This is a genomic window from Hymenobacter montanus, assembly GCF_014699115.1.
In the GTDB taxonomy this organism is placed as follows: Bacteria; Bacteroidota; Bacteroidia; order Cytophagales; family Hymenobacteraceae; genus Hymenobacter; species Hymenobacter montanus.
The window spans coordinates 54,047-68,724 of sequence record NZ_JACXAD010000009.1 but is presented as its reverse complement, the minus strand read 5'-3'; the positions used below and the strand labels follow the sequence as shown (position 1 = coordinate 68,724).

The 14,678-nt window shown below is 58.8% G+C and carries 13 protein-coding genes; all 13 read left to right on the top strand.

Translation table 11 applies throughout. From position 1 onward, the window contains the following. On the top strand, positions 1-1,326 hold the full coding sequence (locus IC235_RS09770) for a quinol:cytochrome C oxidoreductase (RefSeq protein WP_223847185.1): 1,326 nt from the start codon (positions 1-3) through the stop codon (positions 1,324-1,326). Between the two features lie 102 nt (positions 1,327-1,428). Next, a complete protein-coding gene (locus IC235_RS09765; protein ID WP_191004991.1) occupies positions 1,429-2,502 on the top strand; it encodes a cytochrome c oxidase subunit II in 1,074 nt (357 codons plus the stop codon). Between the two features lie 37 nt (positions 2,503-2,539). Beyond that, positions 2,540-4,417 (top strand): cytochrome c oxidase subunit I, encoded by a 1,878-nt coding sequence (locus IC235_RS09760; protein WP_191004990.1) that lies wholly within the window; start codon positions 2,540-2,542, stop codon positions 4,415-4,417. Positions 4,418-4,592: 175 nt separating this feature from the next. Further along, positions 4,593-5,675 (top strand): COX15/CtaA family protein, encoded by a 1,083-nt coding sequence (locus tag IC235_RS09755; protein ID WP_240540715.1) that lies wholly within the window; start codon positions 4,593-4,595, stop codon positions 5,673-5,675. 67 nt (positions 5,676-5,742) lie between these two features. After that, positions 5,743-6,594: a heme o synthase gene (gene cyoE / locus IC235_RS09750; protein WP_191004988.1), complete on the top strand. Its 852-nt coding sequence runs from the start codon at positions 5,743-5,745 to the stop codon at positions 6,592-6,594. A 94-nt stretch (positions 6,595-6,688) separates the two neighbouring features. Beyond that, the gene (locus tag IC235_RS09745; protein WP_191004987.1) at positions 6,689-7,276 is read left to right on the top strand and encodes a cytochrome c oxidase subunit 3; all 588 of its coding nucleotides are present in this window, start codon (positions 6,689-6,691) and stop codon (positions 7,274-7,276) included. Positions 7,277-7,297: 21 nt separating this feature from the next. Beyond that, positions 7,298-8,071, top strand: a complete 774-nt coding sequence (locus IC235_RS09740) for a cytochrome c oxidase subunit 3 (protein ID WP_191004986.1) — start codon at positions 7,298-7,300, stop codon at positions 8,069-8,071. 98 nt (positions 8,072-8,169) lie between these two features. After that, complete coding sequence (locus tag IC235_RS09735; protein WP_191004985.1) at positions 8,170-8,514, top strand: cytochrome C oxidase subunit IV family protein; 345 nt, start codon at positions 8,170-8,172, stop codon at positions 8,512-8,514. 3 nt (positions 8,515-8,517) lie between these two features. Beyond that, positions 8,518-9,192: a thioredoxin domain-containing protein gene (locus tag IC235_RS09730; RefSeq protein WP_191004984.1), complete on the top strand. Its 675-nt coding sequence runs from the start codon at positions 8,518-8,520 to the stop codon at positions 9,190-9,192. Further along, complete coding sequence (locus tag IC235_RS09725) at positions 9,176-9,745, top strand: DUF420 domain-containing protein (RefSeq protein ID WP_191004983.1); 570 nt, start codon at positions 9,176-9,178, stop codon at positions 9,743-9,745. The genes IC235_RS09730 and IC235_RS09725 overlap by 17 nt, the downstream gene beginning before the upstream one ends. Positions 9,746-9,815: 70 nt before the next feature. Further along, on the top strand, positions 9,816-10,070 hold the full coding sequence (locus IC235_RS09720) for a hypothetical protein (protein WP_191004982.1): 255 nt from the start codon (positions 9,816-9,818) through the stop codon (positions 10,068-10,070). 17 nt (positions 10,071-10,087) lie between these two features. After that, positions 10,088-10,459: a DUF983 domain-containing protein gene (locus IC235_RS09715; RefSeq protein WP_317173551.1), complete on the top strand. Its 372-nt coding sequence runs from the start codon at positions 10,088-10,090 to the stop codon at positions 10,457-10,459. Between the two features lie 261 nt (positions 10,460-10,720). Beyond that, the gene (locus IC235_RS09710) at positions 10,721-14,608 is read left to right on the top strand and encodes a sensor histidine kinase (RefSeq protein ID WP_317173550.1); all 3,888 of its coding nucleotides are present in this window, start codon (positions 10,721-10,723) and stop codon (positions 14,606-14,608) included. Positions 14,609-14,678: the final 70 nt, after the last annotated feature.

Here is a 14,678-nt window from a genome sequence, read left to right as displayed (position 1 = left end):
ATGGCAACTCTGACGCATCAAGAAAGCGCCACGGCTGAACAGCTCGTTGTTACGGGTGGCGCCCGTAAAACCTTTATCACCATTATCGTCGCTGGCGTAGTGGTCCTGATTCTTGGCCTGCTGGCTTCCATGCTGGGGTGGGGTGCGGCTGAGCATGGCGAAGCCGCGGGGCACCTCGGGGCCTCGGCCGGCCACGGCGCCGGGGCCTCCGTCCACGAAGAGGGAAGCCCGGTCTGGTTGAAGCGCTTGCTGGTGAGCCTGTGGCACAGCAACGTGTTCTTCCTGGGGGTATCCACCATCGGAACGGTGTTCATGGCCATCAACTACGTTGCTTACGCTGGTTGGTCGGTGCTGGTTAAGCGCATCTCCGAGGCCCTCAGCGCTTGGATCATTCCCGGCGCGGTCATTATGCTGGTCGTATTCCTGATTGGTCGCCACGACATCTTCCATTGGACCCACGAGGGCATTATGGATAAGGGCAATCCGAACTATGATAGCATCATCGCGGGCAAAAGCGGTTTCCTAAACCTGCCTTTTTACCTCATCCGTACCATCGTTTACCTGGCTATTTGGGCTTACTTCAGCTACAAGCTGCGTCAGCTCTCGCTGGCCGAAGACCAACTGGGCGGAACGGTATGGTTTCATAAGAGCATCAATGCTTCCGCGCTGTTTCTGGTACTGTACGCCGTGAGCTCCTCGATGTCGGCCTGGGACTGGGTGATGTCGGTCGACACGCACTGGTTCAGCACCATGTTTGGCTGGTACGTTTTCGCTTCGTGGTGGGTATCCGGCATCGCGGCTATTGCCCTGACCGCCATCTTCCTGAAACAAGCCGGGTACTTGAAAGCGCTGACTTCCAACCACCTGCACGATTTGGGTAAGCTGATGTTCGGTTTTAGCATTTTCTGGACATACGTGTGGTTTGCCCAGTTCATGCTGATTTGGTACGCCAACCTTCCTGAAGAGGCGGTTTACTTTAACCAACGCCTCGGCGGCTTTGAAGGGCACTATACCGGCCTATTCTTCTTCAACATCGTCATCAACTTCGTTTTCCCCTTCCTCGGCCTGATGACCCGGGATGCTAAGCGCCAGATGATTATCATGAAGATCGTTTGCATTGCCATTCTCCTGGGCCACTGGTCGGATTTTTATCTGATGCTGATGCCGGCAACTTTGAAGGGGGAAAGCGGGTTCTTGATAGAGATTGGCGTAGCCGCCATTTTCCTCGGCGCCTTCCTCATGCTTTTCACTCGCCGCCTGGCTTCTGCTTCGCTCATTCCCGTTCATCATCCCTTCCTGGACGAGAGCGTTCACCACACTACTTAATTTTCTTAGGACTGAGATTTTAGAACTCAGAACTCAATCCTTTTTTGTTTGAGATTCGGCCCCGATTCTAAGCTCTAGGCTCTCAACTCTATTATCTAAAAAATGACTGCTCTTACCATTTTGCTGGTGTTGGTGTTGCTGTTGGTCGTCTTCGGCCTGCTGTTTCGCTTGCAGATTCTGACATCTATTTTTTCGGGCACCTTCACCCGCGATATCGGCATGAGCAATAGCGTCAACGCTATTCTGATGCTGGTGTTCCTAATTGGCGGGGGCGCGTGGTTCGCCTATTCTTTTGCGGAGAACTTCAACAAAATGAATCCGCCCATCGCCTCGGTCCACGGCCATCAGATGGAGCGCATGTTCTGGACGACGATGACCATTATCGGCATCGCCTTCGTTATCACCCAGACGCTGCTCTTCATCTACTCTTACAAGTACCAGCATAAAGAAGGACGTCGCGCTTTCTTCTTCGCCCACAATAACAAGATCGAGGTTATCTGGACGGTGATTCCCGCCATCGTGATGGCGGCCCTGATTTTTGCCGGCTGGAAAGCCTGGACGCGCATCACCGGGGCGGCTCCCAAGAGCGCCGTGGTGGTTGAAGTAATGGGTAAGCAGTTTAACTGGCTGGTTCGCTACCCGGGCCGCGACATGAAGCTCGGCGTGATTAACTACCGCATGATCGATGCCGTGAACGAATGGGGCTTCGACCTGAGCGATAAATCGGCGCTGGACGACTTCACCTCCAACGAAATCCACGTGCCTAAGGGCGTGCCGGTACTGATCAAGATTCGCTCGCGCGACGTCCTGCACGCCGTGTACATGCCTCACTTCCGCGTGCAGATGTACGCCGTGCCCGGCATGCCGACCCGCTTCTGGTTCACCCCGACTACCACCACCAACGAAATGCGCGCCCGTCTGGGCAACCCCAAGTTCAACTACGAGTTGGCTTGTAACCAGGTCTGCGGGGGTAGCCACTTCGCCATGAAGGCGACGGTTATTGTTGACGAGCCCGACGAGTACCAGAACTGGTACGCCGCTCAGCAATCGTTTTCTCAGAAAAATCCTGAAGTAATGGCGGCTTTCAAACAGAAAGCCAAGCCATCGGTTTCTAAGACGGCTGAGCCGGCGGAAGCCCAAGAAGCAGCCCCCGCTCCCTTAGCTGCTACTTACTAATAATTACTTAACGAACGGTATCTCTATTATGTCAGACATGGCAGCCAAACCCAATCTCTCGCCCGGCGTGCAAGCGCAGGGCGGCATTGGTACCGCCGCGGTTCCCGCCACTGAACATGGCGACCACCTGCATCACGACGACCACGAACACCACGACCAGCATTGGCTGTGGAAGTACGTCTTCAGCCAGGACCACAAGCAGATTGCCAAGCAGTTCCTGATCACGGGCATGCTGTGGGCCGTGCTGGGTGGCACCCTTTCGAGCTTGTTCCGCCTGCAGCTGGGCTGGCCGGAAGGTAGCATGGAATGGCTAACGCCGGTCCTGGGCAAGTGGATTCAGGCTGGTAAGCTGAACCCCGAGTTCTACCTGGCCCTGGTGACGATGCACGGCACTATCATGGTGTTCTTCGTGCTGACCGCGGGCCTGAGCGGTACCTTCTCTAACTTCCTGATTCCGCTGCAGGTCGGAGCTCGCGACATGGCTTCGGGCTTTATGAACATGCTCTCGTACTGGTTCTTCTTTCTGTCCAGCGTGATCATGTTTGCCTCGCTGTTCATCGAAACCGGCCCTGCCGCCGCGGGATGGACCATTTACCCGCCCCTGAGTGCCTTACCGCAGGCTATTCCAGGCTCGGGAGCCGGCATGACCCTGTGGCTGGTGAGCATGGTGTTCTTCATCGTTTCGCAGTTGCTGGGTGGGGTTAACTACGTTACCACGGTTATCAACCTGCGTACCCGGGGCATGAGCATGAGCAAGCTGCCGCTCACCATCTGGGCCTTCTTCCTGACGGCTATTCTGGGTATCCTGGCGTTCCCGGTATTGTTCTCCGCCGCGCTGCTGTTGGTGTTCGACCGTTCGTTCGGCACCTCGTTCTTCCTGTCGGATATCTACATTGCCGGGCAGGCCTTGAGCAACCAGGGCGGCTCGCCGGTGCTGTTTCAGCACTTGTTCTGGTTCCTGGGCCACCCCGAGGTATATATCGTGATTATGCCCGCCATGGGCATGGTTTCGGAAGTGCTGGCCACCAACGCCCGTAAGCCTATCTTCGGCTACCGCGCCATGATTGGCTCGCTGATTGGTATCTCGTTGCTTTCGTTCGTCGTGTGGGCTCACCACATGTTCGTAACCGGCATGAATCCGTTCCTGGGTTCGGTCTTCATGTTCCTGACCCTGATTATCGCGGTGCCCTCGGGCGTGAAAGTGTTCAACTGGCTGGCCACGCTGTGGCGCGGCAACATCCGCTTCACGGCGGCCATGCTGTTCGCCATTGGATTCGTGTCGCTGTTTATTTCGGGGGGCCTGACCGGTATTATCCTGGGTAACGCCACCCTCGACATTCAGATGCACAACACCTACTTTGTGGTAGCTCACTTCCACCTGGTAATGGGCGCGGCGGCGTTCTTCGGCTTGTTTGCCGGGGTTTATCACTGGTTCCCGAAGATGTTCGGCCGCATGATGGACGAGAAGCTGGGCTACATCCACTTCTGGCTGACCTTCGTGGGCGTGTACCTGGTGTTTATGCCCATGCACTACGTCGGCATCGCCGGCTTCCCCCGTCGCTACTACGCCTGGACGGGCTTCGATGCCTTCTCGCAATTCGCGGACCTGAACCGGTTTATCTCCATCGCGGCTATCATTGCCTTCCTGGGCCAGTTCATCTTCCTGTTCAATTTCTTCTACAGCATCTTCCGGGGCCGGCGGGCTACCCAGAACCCCTGGAACTCTACCACCCTGGAGTGGACCACGCCGATTAACCCCGGTCACGGCAACTGGCCCGGCGAGATTCCGGCCGTTTACCGCTGGCCTTACGATTACAGCAAGCCGGGCTCCGAAGCGGACTTCATTCCGCAAAACGTACCCTACTCGCAGACTCAGTCATCGAACCTGCCCTACGAGCAAGACATGGCAGAGTAGTCTGTTAAGTAACAAAGTCCCGAAACGGGCCGCCTAACCGGCGGCCCGTTTTTGTATCCAGCAAACCACTTTTTCGGTGCTCATGGAGGACAATTACCCAGAAAAATTTGTTGTTGATGCAATGAGTAGCCTACAAATAAGCCCGGTAGTTCGCCGTTTCCGCTTCGTCGGAATATTGACAGTCGTTGCCGTCTACCTGCTGATTCTGGTGGGAGGAATCGTGCGTAGTACGGGTAGTGGCATGGGCTGCCCCGACTGGCCCAAGTGCTTTGGCAGTTGGGTGCCGCCCACGGAGATTAGCCAGCTCCCGGCCAACTATAAGGAAGTGTATACCGCGCAGCGGGTGGCTAAAAACCAGAAGCTGGCCCGCACGCTGCAACGCCTGGGCTTTACCCAAGTGGCCGGCAGCATCTTCGCTCATCCCACGCAGTACATCGAGACCGACTTCAACGCGGTGAAAACCTGGATTGAGTATCTGAATCGTTTGCTGGGGGCCCTGATTGGGGTATTTGTCTTCCTCACGGTTGTTTTCGCCCTGCCTTATTGGGGCCGGGACCGGTCGGTATTCTGGCTGGCCCTGGCCTCGTTTCTGCTCACCGGAGTGCAAGGATACCTGGGGTCGCTCGTGGTGTCGACCAACTTGCTGCCCGTCATGGTGACGGTGCACATGGCCTTGGCGCTAGTGATTGTGGCGCTGCTGCTGTACGCGGTGGAGCGGGCGCAGGGGAGGGCCGAACCGGATCTGAAGCTAGCACAGGCGGCCAGCCCGCAACCTCAACTTAGCAAAGAGGCCGGCAATGGCTTGCGCTGGGGACTCTGGGCGGCGTTGCTGCTCACTTTCTGGCAAATAGTACTGGGTACGCAAGTACGCGAGCAGGTCGACGTAGTATCCGCGGCGGCGGGGTACCTGGCCAGAGAAACCTGGGTGACGAAGCTGGGCGGCGTATTCAGCGTGCACCGCACGGTCTCGGCCGGGCTGTTGCTGCTGAACGTTTACGTAGGGTACGAGCTCTGGCAATTAGCCCAGCCGCGTTTGCGCCGCCTGGTAACGGCCACCCTGGGCATTATCGGGCTGGAAATTGTGGCGGGCATCGTTTTAGCCTCCTTTGCCTTGCCCGCCGCCGTGCAGCCCGTGCACCTTACGCTGGCCACCGGGTTGTTCGGGGTGCAGTTCCTGACCTTGATGGCCGTTGCCCGCGCCCGGAAAACCGGGGAAACAATTCCTCCCGTGGGTGCTGTCCGGCGGGTTGTTGCGTAACTTTGCGGGCCCGTTCGGCTGAGGTTCAATTCAGAGGGGATCAGCGACGAAATTACTAAGGTTATTGATGCTTAAGGCCCGCGCCTACTTTCAGCTGCTCAAATTCCGGCTTTCGCTCACGGTGGCGTTTTCCAGCGCGATAGGGTACCTGCTGGGAGCGCGCGAGTTTAGCTGGAGCCAGGCCCTGCTGGTGCTGGTGGGGGGCTTACTGGTAACCGGCTCCGCTAACATCATCAACCAGATTCACGAGCGGGAGCTAGACAAGCTCATGACCCGCACGGCCCGGCGCCCGCTGCCGTTGGGCATTATCTCCCCGGCCGAAGCCTGGGTGTTCTGCGTGCTGCTGGGAGCGGTGGGGCTGGCCTTGTTGGCTTATTGCTTCAACCCGCTTACGGCCGCGCTTTCGTTGTTGTCGCTCATTCTTTATGGGTTTATCTACACCCCGCTAAAAACCATTTCGCCGGTGTGCGTAGCCGTAGGAGCTATTCCGGGGGGCTTGCCGCCGCTTATCGGATGGGTAGCGGCTACCGGCCACCTCGGGGTGGAAGCCTGGGTGTTGTTCGGCATTCAGTTTATGTGGCAGTTTCCACATTTCTGGGCCATTGCCTGGGTTGCGGATGAGGATTACAAGCGGGCGGGCTTCAAAATGCTGCCCTCGCCGGGCAACCGCGACCTGCGCACGGCATTCCAAATCATGACCTACACGCTGCTGCTGATTCCGCTCAGCCTGCTGCCCCTGGAATTCAATATCTCGGGTCGGGTGTCGGCGCTGGTGGCCGTGGTGTGCGGAGTGCTCTTTCTGCTCCTGACGCTGCAACTGATGCGAACCCAGTCGCGCAAGGCCGCCCTGCGCATCATGTTTGCCTCTTTTCTGTACTTGCCCATCGTACAAATCGCGCTGGTACTGGACAAAATCTAGTTCTTAGTTGTTAATCAGTAGCAGTCGGGCGGCTCCGCGGCGTTAGCAATTGCCCCGGGACGGACCCGAATACCTATCAACCAACCACCACATAATGAACCCTTCCGAAACTTTATCCGAAAAGGAAGTAGGCCTCGGCTGGCACCCCAAGCGGGTGTTGCTCATCCTGCTCATTTTCAGCATTGTGATGATGTTCGCGGCTTTCACGAGCGGTTACATCGTACGGCGCGACGAAGGCAACTGGCGCGAGTTCGACCTACCCGCTTCCCTGCTGATTAACTCCATCATTATTGCCCTGAGCAGCGCGAGCATGCAGTGGGCATTTTTCTCGGCTCGCAAGGATGAGATAGGGCGGATGAAGATCGGCTTAGCCCTTACCCTGGGGCTGGGTTTGGCCTTCCTGATCGGGCAATTTAACAGCTTTGGCGACCTGGTAGCGGGCAACACCTACTTTGGGGGGGCCGACGCCAATCCGTCCGGCTCATTCGTGTACGTGCTCATGGGCGTGCACGCTTTTCACTTGCTGACCGGCCTTATTTTTCTGGCGGTCGTACTTAAGCGGGCGCTTAATTATCAGGTGCATTCACGGGCCATGCTTTCCATCGGGAATGCTACGCTGTACTGGCACTTCCTGGGCGCGCTTTGGCTGTACCTGTATTTGTTCTTACTTTTGAACCACTAAAACGACGTTACGCTGTCCGCTATGGCCCAACCGACCACTTTGCAGCCGCCTGCTGCTCCCGCTACCCAAGACGCTCCACGCACTGGCAACTGGGATGGCGGCAACGAACCCTTTAAGGCGAGCTACGGCAAGCTAATGATGTGGTTCTTCCTGCTTTCTGATGCTTTCACCTTCGCCGCTTTTCTGACCACTTATGGCATGATTCGCCATAAGCACGAGGTATTTACCGGCGAGGCCAAAGACTTTGTCTTCAGTTCGCGGTGGTGGCCTATTCCCGACCACGTCTTCAATGCTTTTCCGGGCATGGGCGAGGCCAACGTCCCCCTGGGCTTCGTGGCATTGATGACCATGATCCTGATTTTGAGCTCGGTGACCATGGTACTGGCGGTAGAGGCGGGCCACCGTATGGACAAGGCGGACGTGCAGAAGTGGCTGTTGTGGACCATCCTGTTTGGTACCACGTTCCTGGGCAGCCAGGCCTGGGAGTGGACCCACTTTATCCACGGCCACACCGAAGGCACCGTGATGGCGGACGGAACCGTGTTTCACGGGGCCAACCTGGCCATGAACCAGTATGGCCCGGTCCTGTTCGCCGACTTGTTCTTCTTCATCACGGGTTTCCACGGCACGCACGTTTTCTCGGGAGTCTGCCTGTTGATTTGGTGCTTCATTGCCACTACCAACGGCACGTTTGAAAAGCGGGGTCACTACGAAATGATTGAGAAAATCGGCCTCTACTGGCACTTTGTAGACTTGGTGTGGGTATTCGTCTTCACGTTCTTCTACCTCGTTTAAATCAATTAAGAATTGAGAATTAAAAATTAAAAATCGGCGCTGCTCCAAGGCCCGGTCACCATTTTTAATTTTTCACTTTTAATTTTTAATTATTCCTGATGGCTTCCCACGCAACTACTGAGCAATCACTCGCCCCTGGCGAAATTCCTAAGCCGAACACCGCCTGGATTTGGCGGGTGTTTGGCATCCTGGTCGGCATTACGGCCGTTGAATTCGTCTTCGTCTTCCTGATGCACCCGGGTACGATGCGCAACAGCATCTTCATTATCCTCACCATCTTCAAGGCCTTCTTCATCGTGGGTGAGTTCATGCACTTGAAGCACGAAACCAAAGGGCTGATCTGGACCATCCTCGTGCCTATTTCCCTGCTGGTGTGGCTGCTGGTAGCCCTGGTTACCGAAGGCTCGTTCATGGGCGAAGTACTCGAAAACATGTTCAAATAGCGGATGCGGCCCCGCCAAACCCTCCTGCTGGGGCTGCTGCTATTGGTGCCGGTACTGGCTTTTCTGTTTCTGTTCAGCTTCGGCTCCAACCGTTACGCGCTGCCCACTTACCTGCCCGACCGCGTGGATTCCACGCTGGTTGGCGGAAAGTGGCGGCGCGATACCGTTTTTCATCAGGTTGCTCCATTTCGCCTGGCGGCCTCGACGGGGCGGGCGGTAAATAGCCAAGAGCTGGGCCGGGGGGTGTACATCGCTCAGTTTTACGGCGACGACGCGGCCAGCGCGGGCGTGGCCCGCGCGCTGCTCCGGGTGCAGGAGAAGTTCCGGCACGAACCCCGGGTGCGCCTGGTTACGTTCGTGCTGAGCGCCGAAGCCACTAAGGCAGCGGCGCTAACCCGGCTGGCGGAGCAGTACGGGACTATTGCCGGCAAGTGGTTTTTCCTGGCCGGCCCGCCCGATACCCTCAAGCAGCTAACCTTGCACGAGTTTCGCCTGACTGCCGACCCGAAACGGTTGCCGGGGGCAGTATACACGGCCAACATCCCCGCCGGCCGGCTGTTATTAGTTGATAACCAACGCCGCGTGCGCGGTGTTTACGACGGCACCGATGGCCGGGAAATTGATCGATTACTCACGGAAATAACCGTGCAGCTTTACGACTATGAACACCCCCACTGAACGATTGCACCCGCCCGTGCTGGCCCCGGGCGACTACACCCGCTACAAGATCATCCTCGGTACCCTGGGCGTAGTGGTACCGCTGCTGGTAGCGGTGCTCTTTTCGTTTCCGGCCCTATTCCGAATTCCGGGCGCGGAAGTAAAGTTTTTGCCGGCCGTAAACGCCGTGCTTAACTCGCTGACGGCCTTGTGCCTACTGGCCGGCTATTATTTCATCCGCCGCAACCAAGTGCTGCGTCACCGGGCCATGATGGGTACGGCCTTTGTGCTGGGCGGGCTGTTCCTGCTATCGTACGTGGCTTACCACTCGCAGGTGGAAAGCACCCATTTTGGCGGTGTCGGCGCGGTGCGCTATGTTTATTTCTTCCTGCTACTCACCCACATCAGCCTGGCGGTTGTGACCGTGGGCCTGGTGCTGTTTACGCTGTACTTCGCGCTTACGGGGCAGTATACCAAACACAAAAGCATCGCTCGCTGGACCTTCCCGATCTGGCTTTACGTATCGGTAACGGGTGTTATCGTTTATTTCATGATTGCCCCTTATTACACCTAGGCTCAGTGGAAGCGCCGGCTGCCTTCATCTGGCTGCTCGAACTTTGCGGCCATCCCGGTGTTCTATTACCATGAAAAAGACCTTTTTTCTCGCAAGTTTTGCCCTGTTGCTAGGCTTGTTGCTCAGCTTGGCTCCCCTAACGGCGCGCGCGCAATGCGTGATGTGTAAGTCGCAGGTAGAGGCGGCCCGCCAGGAGCGCGACGACTACGATGTAGCCGGTCTCAACAAAGGTATCGTGTATATGATGGTCGTGCCCTACCTTTTGATGGGCATGGTAGGCTATTTCTGGTACCGCCGCACGCACCCCAAGCCGGCGAAGAAATAATGGGCGCGCCAGCGGCCGTGCTCGCTTTATTGGCCCTGCGGTGCCCGCGCTGCCGCCTCGGCAAGCTCTTTTCGTACTCCGCCCTGAACCTGCGCCGGTTCGATGAAATGCCGGCCCAGTGCCCCGTGTGCGGGCAGGCCTTCGAGCCCGAGGTAGGGTTTTACTGGGGCGCGATGTACATCAGCTATGGGTTTTCCACGTTGATTGTAGCCGTGGTGGGGCTGCTCTTGTATTTCCTTGGCCATGACCCGGCGGTGTGGGTGTACGTCGGGGTTGTAGCGGCGGCGGTGTTGGTGTTTACCCCCCTGATGTTTCGGTATGCGCGGGCCGTGATGCTGTATGCTTTTGGCGGCGCCAGTTTTGACCCCCGCTACTCCCGGCCGGCTTAATATCCGGCCCTCCTGGTAATGGACCAAAGTGCTGCCTTGGGGCGGCATTTTTTGTTAGGCGTGGATTTTGCGGAGAGGCTTACTTGAATTAAGCGGGCAATTGGGCGCAGGCTGGTAGCTGAGCTGCCAGCAGCAACCGCTATTTTAGGTTATTTTGCTTTTTAAGGGCCTAGACTTATTCGATACTCATTCGCTTAGGCAAGAGCTTGCTTGAGCCTGACTTCCTTTTTTCTGAAATCTTTTCATAACCTCAGCAAATCAGTGGTTCTACCTCGCACGTGGCGGCGTTTGCCCTCGTTGTTGCTACTGGCAGGTACGCTGTGCTTTGTGGGCAGCTACCTGGCTAGCCGCTACGCGCAGACGTCGGGAGTAGTATACCGCACCGACGTAACCCGCCTGCAACAGCTTGTGCGGGACGCTAAAAACACGGCTCATCGCGAGGCCGAAGCCGTAGCGGCGCAGCTACAGCTTGGGAATTACAGCTTTCAGAAGCTGCTGGCCCAAACCACCTACCCAACCTGCGTACTGGAAAATGGCACCCTGCGCTACTGGTCCGACGCCACCGTCCGGCCCGAAGCGGAAGCGTCCAGCCCGGATGCCGAACACCTCATCGAAAACCCGATGGGTCATTTTCTGATGCTGCGCCGCCCGGCCGGCCGGTACCTGATTCTGACCTACGTGCCGCTGCAGCAGCGGTACGGCATCAGCAACCGCTATTTACGGGAAGGGGGAGAACAGTCCTTATTCCGGGGCCTGGAGCTGCAAGTAGTCTCCGACAGCACGGCGCGCAGCGGAGCCCGCTTCGAGGCGGAGAATGGGCGTTACCTGTTCTCTATAAGGCGCCTGCAACCTAACCCCCTGACGGGGCAGTACGTGCCGCTGGTGCTGCTCGGGCTGGGCAGCGTGCTGTACGCGGCCGGGTGGCTGCTGTTGGCGTGGCGCTTGTGGCGGGTTAGGCGGGTGGGGGCGGCCGTGGCGGCCTTTGTGCTGCCCTTAATCGTGTTGCGGGGTGGGTTGCTGTATTTTGGGGTGCCGTATTCTTATATCGAGCTCCCGCTTTTCGACCCGCGGGTTTATGCGGCAGCATGGTGGGCGCCTTCGTTGGGCGATTTATTGCTGGACGCCCTGCTGGCCCTGGTAGTGGCGGCGGGGGGCAGCGCGCTGTGGCGCCACCTGAAGGTGCTGAAACGCGTGCGGGCGCCCCGCTCCCCGCGCGGGCAGGTACTGGTCATGGCCCTGCTCGGGCTGGCGTTTGGGGGGTGGCTGGTGTTGCTCTTCGGCTATTACCTGACGGCGTTCGGCAGCTCGCAGTTGAGCTTGGACGTAACGCGAAACCTGCAAATAACCAACTCCTGGATGTTGCTGGCCCTGGCCGTACTGCTTCATTCGGTAGCCTGGCTGGCCGGCTTTTTAGGCTTGATCCAGCTGGCCGGGGTGCTGTTGCAGCACGTGCCGCGGCGAGTGTTACTGCTGGGACCCGTACTGCCAGCCCTGCCGCTGCTGGGCCTGGGGCTCGCGCTGGGGGAGCCCTGGGTTTTGCTGGCGGGCATACTGCTGCTGTTTGCGGCGCTGGTACCCGCCGTGAAGCTGCAGACCATATCCACCGTGGGCAGTTACCAGACGTCGGTGCTGATTACCTTGCTCCTGGCGCTGGCCTCCGCTACCGGGGCCCTGGCGCTCTACTCGCATTTTGAGCGCCAACTGCTGGCCGATAAGCAGCGCCTGGCGGGAAACCTGCTCGTTGACAACGATTTTCAGGGAGAATTTTACCTGGGAGAGCGCATGCAGGCCATTGCCGCCGATCCCTTCGTCCGCCAGTCGCTGTCGGCGGCGTTTGGGCAAACGGAGGTGGTGCGGCAGCGGATTGCCCGGCAGTATTTGAGCGATTACTTCGACAAGTACGAGAGCAGCATCACCCTCTACGACGCCGCCGGCGCCCCCCTGGATGCGCCGCCCGGTACCCCTGGCCTGGTCGCCTCGCGGGCCTACCTGGAGCGCCACGCCACGCGGACCGACCAGCGCGGCGTGTACCTGTTGCATTCGGGCAATCCGTTCAGCTCGCGGCGCTACGTCGCGCAAATCACGGTTCCGGGCAGGCGCATCAACGGCTTCGGCCTCCCCCTGGGTGGGGTCCGGGTCGAGCTAACCCTCAAGAAGCTCACCACCTATAGCGTCCTGCCGGAGCTGTTGGTCGACCAGAAGTTCTTCCAGCCGGGGCTGGCTACGGAACTCAGCTACGCCGGCTACAAGGAGGGCCGGCTGGTGTACAGCGAGGGCGACTTCGATTACGCCAACAACCTACCGGTTTCGGCGCTGAGCCAGCCGCGCCTCTACGGCGCCGGGCTGAGTCTAAATGGCTACCATCACTATGCCGTGCGGGGCTCGCTCGACCGCACGGTGGTGGTGACCACGGCCACGTATTCGCCGGGCGACTGGCTAGCCAACTTCTCGTTTCAATTTCTGCTCTCCTCCTTTTTCTGGCTGGTGGTGAGCGGGGTCTTGCTGCTGTTGCGCGGCCGGGGGGCCGCCCCGCTGCGAATTAACTTTAGTACCCGCATCCGGCTGCTGTTGAACGTGGGCATCGTCGTGCCCCTGGTGGTGGTAAGCGTAGCCACCGCCAGCCAGCTCATCGACTCTTATCAGCGCGACCTGATTCGGACCTACGAGCGCCGCGGTCAACTGGCCTTGGAAAGCCTGCGGCGCCAGCGCCACCTGCTGTCGGATACCACCGCGCGCTCTACGCTGGCGGCGCTGGCCAAGAACGTAGCGGTTCTTACCGAAACCGACCTGAACCTCTACGATGCCCACGGCGAGCTCCTGGCCAGCAGCCAGCCCCTGATTTTCGATGCGGGCCTGCTGGGACCCCTGCTGAACCCGCAGGCGGCGGTGGCCCTGCGCGAGCGCAACGGCCAGCGGGCCCTGCTCACCGAGCGGGCGGGGTCGCTGTCGTTCAATGCGCTGTATCTGCCCATTCGGGCCGGGGTAGGGGAGGCGGTAGCGGCCGACTTGGCGGGCCACATCATCAGCCACGGCGACCCGCACCTGGCCTCCCACCCCGTTTCGGGGAGAGCGCCGGCCGCCCTGCGGCCGTACGTGTCGGATAATACTTCGACGGCCGACGACACTGCCCTCCCCACCGGGCCTATTCTGGGCTACGTGGGTATTCCGTTTTTCGACTCGGAAAAGGAATTGAACACCAAGCTAACGGAGCTATTCACCACCATCCTTAACATTTTCACGCTGCTGTTTCTGCTGTTTCTGGCGTTGGCATTCGTGGCGGCGCGGCACCTGACGGCCCCCCTCAAGCTCATCACCGAAAAGCTGACCCAAACCACCCTCACCGGTAAAAACGAACTGCTGGACTACCCCAGCTCCGACGACGAAATCGGCTTGTTGGTGCGCGAATACAACACCATGCTCACCAAGCTGGAAGCCAGTAAGCGGGAGCTGGCCGCCCAGGAGAAAGAAGCGGCCTGGCGCGAGATGGCGCGCCAGGTGGCCCACGAAATCAAGAACCCGCTCACGCCAATGAAGCTGAGCCTGCAGTTCCTGCAAAAAGCCATTGCCGAGCGACGCGACAATGCGGAGGAACTTATCAGCCGTATTTCCCAGACCCTCATCACCCAAATCGATGTGCTGAGCGACATCGCTACTTCCTTCAGCACCTTCACCAACCTGCCGGCCATGCGGCCCGAGCGGCTCGATGTGGCCGCCGTGCTGCGCCGCTGCGCGGCCCTTCATCAACCCGACACCGACGACGGCGCCTTGGAGCTCCACCTGCCCGACGATGCCGAAACCGAGGGCTACATCGTGTATGCCGATGAGAACCTGCTGGTCCGCACCTTCAACAACCTGCTGATAAATGCCCGGCAGGCCGTGCCCGAGGGCCGCGAGCCGCACATTCAGGTCTCGCTCACGCCGGTGGGTGCCGGCAGGGTTCGGGTCGCTATTCACGACAATGGCGCGGGCATCCCGGAGGAAGTGCGCGAGAAGATGTTCGTGCCCAATTTCACGACCAAGAAAAACGGCTCGGGCATTGGCCTGGCAGTGGCTCGACGCGGGATTGAGAGCGCGGGGGGACGAATTTGGTTTGAAACGGAAGTAGGGGTAGGAACCGACTTTTTCATTGAGCTGCCGTTGGCGGGCTGATGCCAGCTCGGATGCCGCCCCGGCACGAAACGACCCGCGTTCGTCGTTAAGCGTCAACCCTGACCTTTAC

Excerpts from the sequence above, each read along its gene's own strand:
- IC235_RS09770 (WP_223847185.1), top strand. The coding sequence starts at position 1 with ATGGCAACTCTGACGCATCAAGAAAGCGCCACGGCTGAACAGCTCGTT.
- IC235_RS09765 (WP_191004991.1), top strand. The coding sequence starts at position 1,429 with ATGACTGCTCTTACCATTTTGCTGGTGTTGGTGTTGCTGTTGGTCGTC.
- IC235_RS09760 (WP_191004990.1), top strand. The coding sequence starts at position 2,540 with ATGGCAGCCAAACCCAATCTCTCGCCCGGCGTGCAAGCGCAGGGCGGC.
- cyoE (WP_191004988.1), top strand. The coding sequence starts at position 5,743 with ATGCTTAAGGCCCGCGCCTACTTTCAGCTGCTCAAATTCCGGCTTTCG.
- IC235_RS09745 (WP_191004987.1), top strand. The coding sequence starts at position 6,689 with ATGAACCCTTCCGAAACTTTATCCGAAAAGGAAGTAGGCCTCGGCTGG.
- IC235_RS09740 (WP_191004986.1), top strand. The coding sequence starts at position 7,298 with ATGGCCCAACCGACCACTTTGCAGCCGCCTGCTGCTCCCGCTACCCAA.
- IC235_RS09735 (WP_191004985.1), top strand. The coding sequence starts at position 8,170 with ATGGCTTCCCACGCAACTACTGAGCAATCACTCGCCCCTGGCGAAATT.
- IC235_RS09730 (WP_191004984.1), top strand. The coding sequence starts at position 8,518 with ATGCGGCCCCGCCAAACCCTCCTGCTGGGGCTGCTGCTATTGGTGCCG.
- IC235_RS09725 (WP_191004983.1), top strand. The coding sequence starts at position 9,176 with ATGAACACCCCCACTGAACGATTGCACCCGCCCGTGCTGGCCCCGGGC.
- IC235_RS09720 (WP_191004982.1), top strand. The coding sequence starts at position 9,816 with ATGAAAAAGACCTTTTTTCTCGCAAGTTTTGCCCTGTTGCTAGGCTTG.